Source organism: Phaeobacter sp. CECT 5382 (genome assembly GCF_001457775.1).
Taxonomy (GTDB): domain Bacteria; phylum Pseudomonadota; class Alphaproteobacteria; order Rhodobacterales; family Rhodobacteraceae; genus Pseudophaeobacter.
Genome location: NZ_CYSG01000003.1, coordinates 142,028 through 154,915 on the forward strand (window position 1 = coordinate 142,028; position 12,888 = coordinate 154,915).

The window sequence follows — 12,888 nt, forward strand, 5'->3', positions numbered from 1 at the left end:
ACGGGAGGAAGGCATCTAAGATGCCCAAACGACGGGCGGGAGCACCCGGCTCAAAAACCTCGACGCATGCGCAAACCACAATCCGATCTTGCCTTTTCACCCAGAGCCGCTACCAATCTGGAAATGGTCGATATTTTCTTCAGAACCCTGCCCTTCTTCGCAATCATCGGCCTTGGATACTGGGCCGGGCGCACGCGGTTTTTCACCGAAGAGGCCACGGCCTATCTGACCAAATTTGTGTTTTTCTTCCCGCTTTCGGCGATGATCTTCCGCTTTGCCGCCAACTTATCTTTTGCCGAGATTTTCGACCCGCGCTTGGTACTGGGCTATCTAGGTGGAACACTGGCGGTCTATCTGCTGGTTACGCTTGTCGCGATCCTGCGCGGGCTGGACATGCCCACTGCTGCGGTCGAGGCGCAATGTGCCGCGATCGGCAATGTCGGCTTTCTGGGGCTGCCAATGATGGCCATGCTCTTTGGCGAGGCCTCCATCGGGCCGATGATGGTCGTGCTGAGCGTTGATCTCGTGGTGTTTTCATCGCTTATCGTGATCCTGATCAATCTCGGCAGAGGGTCGGGATTGGGTCTTGCCACCCTGCGTCTGGTCGCTCTGGGACTGCTGCGCAACCCGATGATCCTAGCAATTTGTGCCGGGCTGATCTGGTCTGCCGCCGAAGTGCCGATCCCGGTGCCGATGAACGACTTCCTGTCAATTTTGGGCGGCGCAGCTACACCGGGTGCACTGTTTGCCATCGGGGCATCGCTGGCCTCTAAATCCGCCGAACGTATGCAAATCGCGCTTTGGCTCAGCTTTGCCAAACTGGTACTGCATCCCGCCTTTGTCGCCGTAAGCCTGCTCTTCCTGCTGCCTGTCGCGCCGTTTTCTGCAACGGTTGCCATTGCCGCTGCGGCCCTGCCGGTAGCGGGCAATGTCTACATGCTGGCGCAGCACTACGGTGTTGCACCGCATCGCGCCTCGGCGGCGATTCTGGTCTCGACCATCATCTCCATTCTGACCGTTCCCATGGTGATTTCCTGGGTTTCCACACTCTGATTGCACGCTGCGTCAGGCAATTCAGCTTTTTGTAACGCGATTGCCGCAAAAACAGATCCAGCTGCCGCGCCTCCACTGGACCCGCGCGCCGCCGACAGGTAGCGATAAGGCAACCATATTTAGGAGCCTCACCATGGAAACCGTCTCGGAAAACAAAGCCTTTGGTGGCCAGCAGGGTGTCTACCGTCACAAAAGCGCCGTCACCAATTGCGATATGACCTTTGGCCTGTTCCTGCCCGAAGAAGCACAGGATGGCCCAGTGCCTGTCCTGTGGTATCTCTCTGGCCTGACCTGCAACCATGAAAACGCCATGACCAAGGCAGGCGCCCAATCCTGGTGCGCCGAGCAGGGCATTGCCATTGTCTTTCCCGACACCTCGCCGCGCGGCGAAGGCGTCGCCGATGACGCCGCCTATGATTTGGGCCAAGGCGCTGGTTTCTACGTGAACGCGACGCAAGCCCCCTGGGCGCCGCACTTCCAGATGTGGGACTATGTGGCCGAAGAGCTACCTGCCCTGCTCGGCGAGAATTTCGCCATTGACCTCAACCGCCAGGCCATCACCGGCCATTCCATGGGTGGTCATGGAGCCCTGACCCTGGCGATGAACCTGCCCGGGCGCTTTCGCTCAGTGTCGGCCTTTGCGCCAATCTGCAATCCCACAGGTGCCGACTGGGGCCGCAAGCAGCTTTCGGCCTACCTTGGCGATGACGAAACCAACTGGGCCAAACATGACGCATCGCTCCTGATGCGCGAAAAAGGCTTTGACGGCCCTATTCTGGTCGATACCGGCACCACCGACCAGTTCATCGACCTGCTACGCCCCGAAGCGCTGGCAGCAGCCGTGGCGGAAAAGCGTCAGGAGGCCATCCTGCGCCTGCAGCCGGGCTATGATCACAGCTATTTCTTTGTGTCCAGCTTCATGGAAGATCACGTCACCTTCCACGCCGAAGCTCTGTATCGGGACTAAGTCATGACAACTCCTACAACCTCGACCATGACAGATTTCGACTACGACTATGATCTTGTCATCATCGGATCCGGCCCCTCGGGGCGGACCGCTGCCATTCAGGCCGGCAAACTGAAACGCCGGGTCCTGGTCATTGACCGGGCAGACCGGCTGGGCGGTGTTTCGGTACATACCGGAACCGTGCCGTCCAAAACCCTGCGTGAAACCGTGCTCAACCTTTCTGGTTGGCGCGAGCGCAGCTTTTATGGCCGTTCCTACCGGGTGAAAGACCAGATCGCCGCCGAAGACCTGAAGGCCCGGCTGCATATGACGCTGGATCACGAGGTCGACGTGCTGGAACACCAGTTCAACCGCAACCACGTGGAATGGCTGGCGGGTCTGGCCAAATTCATCGGCCCCAACGAGGTCGAGGTCGCCACCGAGGCCGGCGACACCACCCGGATCACCGGCGAGAAATTCCTCATCGCAACCGGGACACGCACGTACCGGCCAGACGATGTACCTTTCAACGGCAAAACCGTTGTCGACGGCGATGAGTTCCTCGATATGGCCTCGATCCCGCGCTCCCTGATTGTGGTTGGCGCCGGCGTCATCGGCGTGGAATATGCCACCATGTTTTCGACCCTGGATGTACGCGTCACCCTGATCGAACCCCGCGATAGCTTTCTGGACTTCATCGACAGCACCCTCATTCAGGACTTCACCCATCAGATCCGCGAAAACGGCGTTGATCTGCGCCTTGGTGCCGCCATCGACAAGATCGAAGACGCCGGCAGCCATATCGAGGTTTCACTGAACAACGGCCGCCACGTGCGCGGGGAAATGCTGCTGTTTGCGGCCGGGCGCATGGGCAACACCGATGGGCTGAACCTCAAATCTGTTGGGTTGGAAACCGATCATCGCGGGCGCCTCAGCGTCGAGCGCAAAACCTATCAGACTGCGGTGCCGCATATCTACGCCACCGGCGATGTGATCGGGCATCCCTCACTGGCCTCGACCTCCTTGCAGCAGGGCCGCGTCGCCGCCTGTCACGCGCTGGAGACCCCAACCCTGCCGGAAAGCCCTTGGTACCCCTATGGCATCTATTCGGTCCCGGAAATGTCCACCTGCGGCATGTCCGAGGAGGAGCTGCAGGAGCGTGGCATCCATTATGAAATCGGCGTTGCCCGTTTCCGCGAGACCTCGCGCGGCCATATCATGGGGCTGGAACACGGCATGCTGAAAATGCTCATCAGCCTCAAGACCCGCCGGGTTCTGGGCGTGCAGATCGTCGGCGAAGGCGCAACCGAACTCATCCACATTGGCCAGGCGGTGATGAACCTGCAGGGCACCGTGGACTACTTTGTGCAGAACACCTTCAACTACCCGACCCTGGCCGAAGCCTACAAAATTGCCGGGTTGGACGCCTTTAACCGGATGCCGATCCCGGATGAATTCAAGGCGAAAAAACCGACCACGAAGGCTAAGGCCGAACCCGCCAAAGACAGCGCTAGCAAAAAGGCCGCCAAGTGAGCGCGCTGTATATCGATGCGGATGCCTGCCCGGTCAAAGAAGAGGCCGAGCGGGTGGCCACCCGCCATAAGATCAAGATGTATGTGGTCTCCAACGGTGGCTTGCGCCCCTCGCGTAACCCGCTGGTGGAAAATGTGATCGTCGATCAGGGGGCAGATGTCGCCGACATGTGGATCGCGGACCGCTGTGGTGCGGGCGATGTTGTGGTGACAGGCGATATACCCCTGGCCGCCAAATGTATCGAGGCCGGTGCCCAGGTGCTGCGCCACAACGGTGAGCGTTTCACCCCGGCCAATATCGGCCAGCAGCTGGCGATGCGCGATCTGATGGCAGATCTGCGCGCCGCAAACCCGCTTGGCGCAGGCGGCTCTGGCAAAGGGTTCACAAAAGCAGACCGCTCCCGCTTTCTGGACTCGCTAGAACGCGAAATCCGCGCCGCGAAAGCCCACGGCTAAATCACCACTTCGCCAGGCTGATCAGGGGTCACAGGCTGAATGAGGCGTGTTTGAAGGGCAAAATGCTCCCTCAAACCGCTTCTCAGCAAAAACCAAAACCTCTGCCACCAGAGGCACGGCAAAATCTTTTCTACGCCTTCCCACCTCCACCCATTGCCCCAGCCCAATATTTGCGCGATGCATCGGGGTGTATTTCAACGGGAGGCATTGATGAGCGACACCATGAAGGTCAGCCTCCTCGGGCTGTTTGCCGCCGCAGGGTCTGCCATCTGCTTCTCCATCATCGACGTCATCGTCAAGTTTTTATCCGGCGACTATCCACTATATCAGGTGGTACTGCTGCGCTCGCTGGTGGCAATGCCGATCCTGCTGTTGATCATCGTGCCGCTTGAAGGCGGTTATCACGTGTTGCGCACCCGCCAGCCCAAACTGCACCTGATCCGCTGTTGTGCTGTGCTCTTTGCCAATATCTGCTTTTACACCGGGCTGGCCGTTATGCCGATTGCCGATGCCGTGGCGATTGCCTTTGCCACGCCGCTGATCGTCACCACATTATCGGTGTTCCTGCTAGGTGAGCGCCCCGGCCCTTGGCGCTGGAGTGCGGTGGCTGTGGGCTTTCTCGGGGTGCTGATCATCATGCGTCCCGGTCCCGGCAGTTTTCAGGCTGCAGCCCTGCTGCCGTTTTTTGGCGCCTGTGGCTATGCCACGCTGCATGTGCTCACCCGGCGTGCAGGCGGGGCCGACAGTGCGGCCGCCCTGTCGTTTTACCCATCAATGGCATTCCTCATTGTCAGTGCTTTGGTGGGGATCACCACGGGCGATGGCCGCTTTGCCGCTGGCGACAATGCTGCGGTGGATTTCATCCTGCGCGCCTGGGTCTGGCCCGCACCCGGTGATTGGTGGCTATTCGTCGCCCTTGGGCTGACGGCCTCGATCGGGGGCTATATGGTGAGCCTTGCCTATCGATTATGCGAAGCCGGGCTGGTCGCACCCTTTGAGTATATCGCCATGCCCATGGCGGTGCTCTGGGGTATATTGGTCTTTCAGGAATGGCCTGATCTGCAGGTCTGGCTGGGATCAGCCTTGATCATTGGCGCCGGTCTTGTTTCTGTCTGGCGAGAGACCCGCAACAATCGCCCCGTCAACCGTCCCAGACCCCGTTCTACAGGCTAGGAAGATCCGCACCATGAGCATTCAAGCAGTCGTCTATGATATCGGAAATGTGCTGATCGAATGGGATCCGGAGCGCTTCTATGATACTCGCTTTGGTGCTGAAAGGCGCAAACGTCTGTTTACCGAGGTCCCCCTGCACGAGATGAACCTTGGCCTGGATCGCGGCGATCCCTTTCGTGAATCGGTCTATGCGCTGGCCGATCAGCACCCAGAGTGGCGCGAAGAAATTCGTCACTGGCATGACAGCTGGCTGGATTTCGCCCATACCGACATTCCGCAATCCGTCCGGATCCTACGCCGCCTGCGGGCAAAAGGCGTGCCGGTCTTTGCCCTCAGCAACTTTGGCATTGGCACCTTCGAGGTCGCGCTAGGGGCCTATCCGTTTCTGGGGGAGTTCGACCAAGCCTATATTTCAGGGCACTTGGGCTGCATCAAACCGGATGCTGAAATCTACCGGCATCTGGAACAGGGGGCAGGCCTGTCCGCAGACCGGCTGCTGTTTGCCGATGATCGCCCGGAAAATATCGAAGCCGCCGCCGCACGCGGTTGGCAGACCCATCTTTTCACCACCCCCGAAGGCTGGGCCGCGCGCCTGGTCGACGCCGGGCTGCTAACCCCCGAGGAGGCCGCATGAGCATTCCCTTTATCACCTTTGAACAGGGCGAGGCCCTGCTGGATTGGGTCGAATTCACCGAAGCACTGGCGCAGGGGCACAGCCTGCCCAAGGCAGAAATCGGCGACACTTTCCTGTACCGCGATCCTGATACCCTACTCAGCCGCTCTGCCTGGATTGATGGCATGGGACTGGCAGTGAAAACTGCCAATATCTTTCCGCGCAACCACGATGCAGGCAAGCCAATGATCAATGGCTCGGTCTGTCTCTATTCAGATCTCGACGGCACGCTTGAGGCACTGGTGGATTTTCATCTGGTGACCAAGTGGAAAACCGCAGGTGACAGCCTGCTGGGCGCGCGGCGCCTTGCCAATCCAGACAGTCGCGAGATCCTGATCGTCGGCGCCGGCACCGTGGCAGGTTCTTTGATCGAGGCCTTTGGCACGGCTTATCCGTCGGCGCAGATCCGGGTCTGGAACCGTACCACCTCCAAGGCTGCAGAATTGGCGACTGCCTACCCAGGCACCAAGGTCGCAGATGATCTGCAGGCTGCCGTTGGCGCGGCAGATATCATCATAACTTCCACCATGTCGTCAAATCCGGTGGTTCTGGGCGACTGGCTGCGCCCCGGCCAGCACCTGAACCTGATTGGTGCCTATCGCCCTGACATGCGCGAAACCGACGACGCCTCGCTGACACGGTCGCAAATCTATTGCGACAGTCGCGATACCACGCTGGACCATATCGGCGAATTCAAGATCCCATTGGCCGAGGGCGTGATACAACCCAGCGACGTGTTGGCGGATTTCTATGCTCTGGATCAGTTTCCCAGCTATGATCCCACGGCCATCACCCTGTTCAAGAACGGTGGCGGTGCTCATCTCGACCTGATGACCAGCCACCATATTCTGGAGAAATGGAAAGCCAGCGCATGACCTGGCTGCTTCTGATCCCATTGTGCCTTGCCGTCATTGTCATCGCGCCACTGCTGCGCGAGCTGCGGCGCAGGACAATGGGACCAGAGGCGCGCACGCTGGCGCCCGGGGAGTTTGCCCCGCTGTCACGCGGCGTGACCCATTACCGGTGGATCGGCCCCCGGCGCGGCCCCATTGCGGTTTGTGTGCACGGGCTGACTACGCCCTCTTTTGTTTGGGGCGGGCAAGAGCAGGGATTGGCAGCAGGACTGGCAGAGCGCGGTTTTCGCGTGCTCTGCTATGATCTTTACGGGCGCGGGTTTTCCGACCGTCCCGACGGGCTGCAGGACCGGACTTTTTTTGTCGACCAGCTACAAGAGCTGCTCGACCATCAGGACGTCCGGGGGGATTTTTTTCTGATCGGCTATTCGATGGGCGGCGCCATTGCCACCGCCTATGCCTCTGCGCATCCAGACCGGGTGCGCGAATTGGTGCTGCTGGCCGCCGCAGGTCTGAAGACCAATCCCGGCAGACTTGCCACCTTCATCCGCAGCCAACGCCCGCTTGGCGACTGGCTGATGATGGCGCTCTATCCCCGGCTGCACATCCGCGGCACCGAAGCGGAACGCAGCCTGCCATCATCCGTTCCCAACATTGTCGACCTGCAGCAGGCCGAGTTGAAATACAAAGGCTTTGTCCCCGCCGTCCTGTCATCGCTACGCGGTATCCTGAACGAGGATATGGGCCCAGATCTGCGCCATATCCACCGCCAGGGTGTCCCCATTCTGGCCATCTGGGGAGAGGCAGACGATGTCGTTCCTGTCAGCTCCGTCGGGCGGCTGACCGAACAGGCGCGCTCTGCCAGACAAGAGGTGATCAGCGATGCGGGCCATGGCCTGCCCTACACCCATACCAAAGAGGTGCTCGCGATCCTAGACGCCAACCACCGCCGCGGCCTTGAGTGACGGTGCGAAGAGTGATGGCGCGAAACAGCGCGGCCTGACGTTGAGCCATCCCCCCCAACAGGTCGCATAGGCGCACAAGTCACGTCACAGCAAAAAGCTTCCACGGCTGAGGTCAGGCTATGTTCAGGCCGCCGCAGCCTGCGGTGACGGCTCCCGTACCGGCAGATGCACCACCGCGCTGAAGGCACCAACCGCGACACCGATCCACCAGACAAAGGTGTAATCACCATAGGCGTCATACATCCGCCCGCCCAGCCAGACGCCCAGAAAGCCGCCCAGCTGATGACTGAAGAACACAATACCATAAAGCGTGCCCATATAGCGCAGCCCGTAAAGATGCGCGATCAGGCCGGATGTCAGCGGCACCGTTGCCAGCCAGAGCGAGCCCATGACCACGGAAAAGATGATCACGCTTGTTGGGGTGATCGGCATCAGAATAAACATCGACGCGACCACTGTGCGGGCGGCATAGATCGCCGCCAGCAGGTATTTCTTGCTGTAGCGATTGCCCAGCCAACCAGCGAACAGCGTACCACCCACATTGGCCGCCCCGATCAGCGCAATAGACAGCGCCCCCAGTGCCGAGGTCGAGGTGATACCGATACTATAAAGCGCCCCGCCCGGCAGGATCGGCCCGCACATCTCGGTGACAAAGGCGGGGAAATGCGCCGTTATGAAAGCCAGTTGATACCCACAGGAGAAAAAGCCCAGAAAGATCAGCGTAAAGGACGGGTCCCTGAAGGCCTGCTTGAGGATCTGCCCCATGCTCGCCTCAAGTTCTGCCTTGCTGGCGGGGGCAGCGGGCGCGCGCATCAGCGGCAGGGTCAGGATCAGGGCAAGGACTGCGCCGGCAAAGACCATAAAGACCGACTGCCAGCTCATCATCGACAGCAGGAATTCCGCAGTCGGCGCCCCCACGATCTGCCCTGCAGACCCGGCGGCCGTGACAATCGCCAGCGACATTGACCGGTTCGCATCCGAACTGGCCCGTCCTACCACTGCCAGCACCACGCCAAACCCGGTACCCGCGATGCCAAAACCCACCAGCCATTCATAGGCTTGCATCTCAAACGGCGTCGTAGCCCCTGCGCTCAGCACCAGCCCGGCGGCATAGATGATAGCACCCAGAATGATAGCCTTGCGGTCGCCAAGTTTCTCTGCCAGCGCGCCAAAGATTGGCTGACCAATGCCCCAGGCCAGATTCTGGATCGCAATCGCCAGCGAAAACTCTGCCCGCAGCCAGCCGAATTCCTCGGCGATTGGGATCTGAAACACCCCAAATGAGGCCCGCACGGCAAAGCTCGCCATGATAATAACGCAGCCGACAATCAGCACGGGGGTGAACAGAGGTGTGGCGGTGCGAGGCATGCGTATTTCTCCAAACAAGAGCACCAAGCCTCAGGCAGAAATTAGCCGCGGTCAAATCAAGAATTTTGCTTGCATAGTTAAGAGTATTTGATGTGACAAATTCATCCTCGCAATAACGTTGTGTTACAGCTCAGCTTTCTTCGTAACCAGAAAGCAGCGCGCAAATCCTCGAATGGGGCTTAAACATCACAGCCCGACTTTTCATCGAAGCCCTTGCAGGTTAAGCCTCTGTCATGACCGATCTCAGCACGCTTTACACCCAAAAGATTGCCACAGGCGATCTGCGCCCCGACCCTGCACAGCAGGCGGTTCTGCCGCAGTTCGATCGGATATCGACTGGGCTAAAGGCCGAGCCAGTAAAACGCGGGTTGTTCCGGCGTGCCAGCCCGCCACCAGCGCCCAAGGGGCTGTATCTTTGGGGCGGCGTCGGCCGCGGAAAATCCATGCTGATGGATCTGTTTGTCGACAGTCTGGGCGATATCCCTGCGCGCCGGGTGCACTTTCATGCCTTCATGCAAGAGATCCACACCAAGATGCATGAGGCCCGCGAACAAGGTGTGCAAGACGCCCTCGCGCCGGTCGCCGCCGAGGTTGCCGCCACTGTCAGGGTGTTGGCCTTTGATGAAATGCAGATCACCGACATTACCGATGCGATGATCGTGGGCCGCCTGTTTGAGGCTCTGTTTGCCGCCGATGTCTGCGTGATCACCACCTCAAACCGGCTGCCGGACGAGTTGTATAAAAACGGCCTCAACCGGCAACTGTTCTTACCGTTCATCGATCTCATCAAAGAGAAGATGGAAGTCTGGGAAATGGTCAGCCCCGTAGACTATCGCCAGGACCGTCTAAAGGGCAGCGAGGTCTATTTCGCCCCGGCAGACGCGGCGGCGCGGGCCAGTGTTCAGTCGATTTGGGAAGACCTGTCCGGGGGTGACGCCCAGCCTTTGACACTGGAAGTGAAAGGCCGTGAAGTCACCCTGCCCGCCTTTCGAAATGGTGTTGCCCGTGCTGCGTTCTTTGACCTGTGTGGCAAGATGCTGGGGCCGGGCGACTATCTCGCCATTGCCGAAGAAGTAAAAGTATTGGTTCTGGAAGACATCCCCCGGCTGTCGCGCAGTAACTTCAACGAAGCCAAGCGTTTTGTCACCCTGATCGATGCGCTTTACGAAGCACAGGTACGGCTGATCTGTTCTGCCGCCGCCCAACCCGAATTTCTATATGTCGAAGGCGATGGGGCCTTTGAATTTGAACGGACTGCCAGTCGTCTAAGAGAGATGCAGGACAAGAATTGGGGCCAGGACAGCATCTAGTCTGTTCTGCGCCAAGCGATACAGCCAAAACATAGTAGGGGCGCTGCCGTCTGTGTTTGCGACACATTCAATCGGGGTATGTCCAGCCAGATGAAATCCAGCCACGCCGCGTCAGCGGCGCCGGGCCCAACGGGTGAGAAACATTCTGCAAGAATGTTGCGAGATGGGCGGGAGCCACTACTTGCCTGACTCAGCTTGCCGGACCTAATCAGCCGTTTTCGCGCAGGATATGACCCGCAAGATACAGCGAGCCACAGATCAGCACGCGCGCCGAAGGGTCTTTGGCGAGGATCGCCGCAAGCGCCTGAGCCGGACTGTCAGCCGTTGAGGCCGCAATGCCCACCGATGACGCTGCCGCCTCCGTCTCTTCAGCGCTGAGCGTGTTGACCTCATCCGGGATCGACACGGCTGTCAGGCTTTCGACCTGGGTCGCCAATGGCGCCATATAGCCGCTGACATCTTTAGTATTGAGCATCCCGCAGATGAGATGGGTCGGACGTTTGGGCAGGCTGGCAAGAACCTCAGCGAGAGCGAGCCCTGCTGCTGCATTATGCCCGCCGTCCAGCCAGAGCTCACCGTCACCAATCGCGCTGACCAGTGGTCCGGTTTTCAGCCGCTGCATGCGGGCGGGCCATTCGGCGCCTGTCATGGCGGCCTCGCAGGCCACCTCATCCGCACCCAAATAGCGCAGAACCGCCAGCGCGGCACCAGCATTCTGAACCTGGTGTGCACCCAGCAGGGCTGGCAGGGGCAGATCCAGCAAACCGCGCTCGTCCTGGAAAACCAAACGTCCCCGCTCTTGGCTCACGTGCCACTGTTGACCATAGGCAATCAGCGGCGCACCCAGACGCGCGGCAGTGGCCTCGATCACTTCCATCGCTTCGTCGGGTTGCGGGCCGACAACCACGGGCACGCCGCGCTTGATGATCCCGGCCTTCTCAGTCGCAATCTTTGCCAGTGTGTCGCCAAGGAACTGCTCATGATCAATGGAGATCGGAGTGATCACCGTGATTTCCGGGCGCGCGACCACATTGGTCGCATCCAGCCGCCCGCCAAGCCCCACCTCGAGCAGGGTGTAATCCGCCGGGGTTCGGGCAAAGGCGAGCAGCCCTGCGACCGTGGTGATCTCGAAGTAGGTGATATTTTCGCCGCCATTGGTGGCGTAGCATTCATCCAGAATCTCCGTCAGCTGCGCCTCGGAGATCAGCTCACCTGCGAGCCGGATCCGTTCATGAAAGCGCGCCAGATGCGGCGAGGTATAGGCATGCACGGATTTGCCCCACCCCTCGATCCCGGCGCGGATCATGGCCTGGGTTGATCCTTTGCCATTGGTGCCTGCGATATGGATCACCGGCGGCAGCGTTTCCTGCGGATTGTCCAGGCGTTCCAGCAAGCGCCAGACCCGATCCAGCGTCAGATCAATAATCTTTGGGTGCAGTGCCAGCATTCGGGCGAGAATGGCATCGGATGTAGACTGGGTCATGGTGTTGGCTCACTCGCGGGCAGGAAATGAACATTGAAACGCAAACGGCCCGCCCTGGTCAGGCGGGCCGATCAGTACAGGCTAAAGGGATCAGCTTTCCGCTGCGGCGGCTTCTGCGGCATCCTTGGCGTCATTCGCGGCCTCTTCACTCGCATCCGGAGCGGGCAGGTCGCCAACGATCTGCGGTGGCAGCCCCATCAGCATACGGATGATGGTGATCAATTCACCACGCATCTTGGTGCGCGAAATTACCCGGTCCAGCATACCGTGATCCAGCAGGTATTCCGCGCGCTGAAAGCCTTCGGGGAGCTTTTCGCGGATGGTCTGTTCAATCACGCGGGGACCGGCAAAACAGATCAACGCGTTGGGTTCAGAGATATGCACATCCCCCAGCATCGCGTAGGACGCGGTGACGCCCCCGGTTGTCGGATGGGTCAGCACAACGATATAGGGCAGATTGGCCTCTTTCAGCATCTGCACGGCCACGGTTGTCCGGGGCATCTGCATCAGCGACAGAATACCTTCCTGCATGCGCGCGCCACCCGCAGCCGAGAACAGCACCAGCGGGCGTCCCAGTTTCACGGCTTCTTCTGCGGCGGCAACGATAGCATTGCCGACATACATGCCCATGGAACCACCCATGAAAGAGAAGTCCTGAGCGGCGGCAATGATTGGTGTGCGACCGATTTCACCGGCAGCCACCAGCATAGCCTCTTTTTCATCAGTCTTTTTCTGCGCCGCCTTCATGCGGTCGGGATATTTCTTCTGATCACGGAACTTCAGCGGATCCGCAATCGGTTCTGGCACCGAAACCTCGGTAAAAACGCCACCGTCAAACAGCGCGGCAAACCGGTCGCGCGGCGTGATATGCATGTGATGGCCGCAATTGGTGCAGACATTCTGATTTTCGCTCAGCTCGCGGTGAAACAGCATGGTGCCGCACTCAGAGCATTTCTGCCACAGGTTCTCGGGCACTTCGCGGCGCGAAAAGATCGAGTTGATCCGCGGGCGGACGTAGTTGGTGATCCAGTTCATATCATGCCTCTATCGGGGGCCGGTTTGATCCCCAGATAAG

The 12,888-nt window shown here is 59.6% G+C and carries 12 protein-coding genes; 9 read left to right on the forward strand and 3 right to left on the reverse strand.

Translation table 11 applies throughout. From position 1 onward, the window contains the following. Nucleotides 1–123: 123 nt before the first annotated feature. From PH5382_RS04475 to PH5382_RS04510, 8 genes are all read left to right on the forward strand, one after another. On the forward strand, nucleotides 124–1,053 hold the full coding sequence (locus tag PH5382_RS04475) for an AEC family transporter (RefSeq protein WP_058333329.1): 930 nt from the start codon (nucleotides 124–126) through the stop codon (nucleotides 1,051–1,053). Nucleotides 1,054–1,186: 133 nt separating this feature from the next. After that, nucleotides 1,187–2,020 carry an S-formylglutathione hydrolase gene (gene fghA, locus PH5382_RS04480; RefSeq protein WP_058333161.1) on the forward strand — a complete coding sequence of 278 codons (834 nt, stop codon included), beginning with the start codon at nucleotides 1,187–1,189 and terminating at the stop codon, nucleotides 2,018–2,020. A 27-nt stretch (nucleotides 2,021–2,047) separates the two neighbouring features. Beyond that, a complete protein-coding gene (sthA, locus tag PH5382_RS04485; protein ID WP_058333162.1) occupies nucleotides 2,048–3,532 on the forward strand; it encodes a Si-specific NAD(P)(+) transhydrogenase in 1,485 nt (494 codons plus the stop codon). Further along, nucleotides 3,529–3,987, forward strand: coding sequence for a YaiI/YqxD family protein (locus tag PH5382_RS04490; protein ID WP_058333163.1), 459 nt, complete (start codon nucleotides 3,529–3,531; stop codon nucleotides 3,985–3,987). The genes sthA and PH5382_RS04490 overlap by 4 nt, the downstream gene beginning before the upstream one ends. A 210-nt stretch (nucleotides 3,988–4,197) precedes the next feature. Next, complete coding sequence (locus tag PH5382_RS04495) at nucleotides 4,198–5,160, forward strand: DMT family transporter (RefSeq protein ID WP_058333164.1); 963 nt, start codon at nucleotides 4,198–4,200, stop codon at nucleotides 5,158–5,160. Nucleotides 5,161–5,173: 13 nt separating this feature from the next. Further along, nucleotides 5,174–5,794, forward strand: a complete 621-nt coding sequence (locus PH5382_RS04500; RefSeq protein WP_058333165.1) for an HAD family hydrolase — start codon at nucleotides 5,174–5,176, stop codon at nucleotides 5,792–5,794. Continuing rightward, nucleotides 5,791–6,708 (forward strand): ornithine cyclodeaminase family protein, encoded by a 918-nt coding sequence (locus PH5382_RS04505; protein WP_058333166.1) that lies wholly within the window; start codon nucleotides 5,791–5,793, stop codon nucleotides 6,706–6,708. Before PH5382_RS04500 ends, PH5382_RS04505 begins: the two co-directional genes overlap by 4 nt. Continuing rightward, nucleotides 6,705–7,652 (forward strand): alpha/beta fold hydrolase, encoded by a 948-nt coding sequence (locus PH5382_RS04510; protein ID WP_058333330.1) that lies wholly within the window; start codon nucleotides 6,705–6,707, stop codon nucleotides 7,650–7,652. Before PH5382_RS04505 ends, PH5382_RS04510 begins: the two co-directional genes overlap by 4 nt. A 123-nt stretch (nucleotides 7,653–7,775) precedes the next feature. On the opposite strand, the gene PH5382_RS04515 is transcribed toward PH5382_RS04510, so the two are convergent. Then, complete coding sequence (locus PH5382_RS04515; RefSeq protein WP_058333167.1) at nucleotides 7,776–9,020, reverse strand: MFS transporter; 1,245 nt, start codon at nucleotides 9,018–9,020, stop codon at nucleotides 7,776–7,778. 233 nt (nucleotides 9,021–9,253) lie between these two features. On the opposite strand from PH5382_RS04515, the gene zapE reads away from it, so the two are divergent. Further along, nucleotides 9,254–10,330: a cell division protein ZapE gene (gene zapE, locus PH5382_RS04520; RefSeq protein WP_058333168.1), complete on the forward strand. Its 1,077-nt coding sequence runs from the start codon at nucleotides 9,254–9,256 to the stop codon at nucleotides 10,328–10,330. Nucleotides 10,331–10,538: 208 nt separating this feature from the next. Here the strand turns inward: zapE and PH5382_RS04525 are convergent, their stop codons facing one another. Beyond that, on the reverse strand, nucleotides 10,539–11,813 hold the full coding sequence (locus PH5382_RS04525; protein ID WP_058333169.1) for a bifunctional folylpolyglutamate synthase/dihydrofolate synthase: 1,275 nt from the start codon (nucleotides 11,811–11,813) through the stop codon (nucleotides 10,539–10,541). Between the two features lie 90 nt (nucleotides 11,814–11,903). Then, nucleotides 11,904–12,848: an acetyl-CoA carboxylase, carboxyltransferase subunit beta gene (accD, locus tag PH5382_RS04530; protein ID WP_058333170.1), complete on the reverse strand. Its 945-nt coding sequence runs from the start codon at nucleotides 12,846–12,848 to the stop codon at nucleotides 11,904–11,906. Nucleotides 12,849–12,888: the final 40 nt, after the last annotated feature.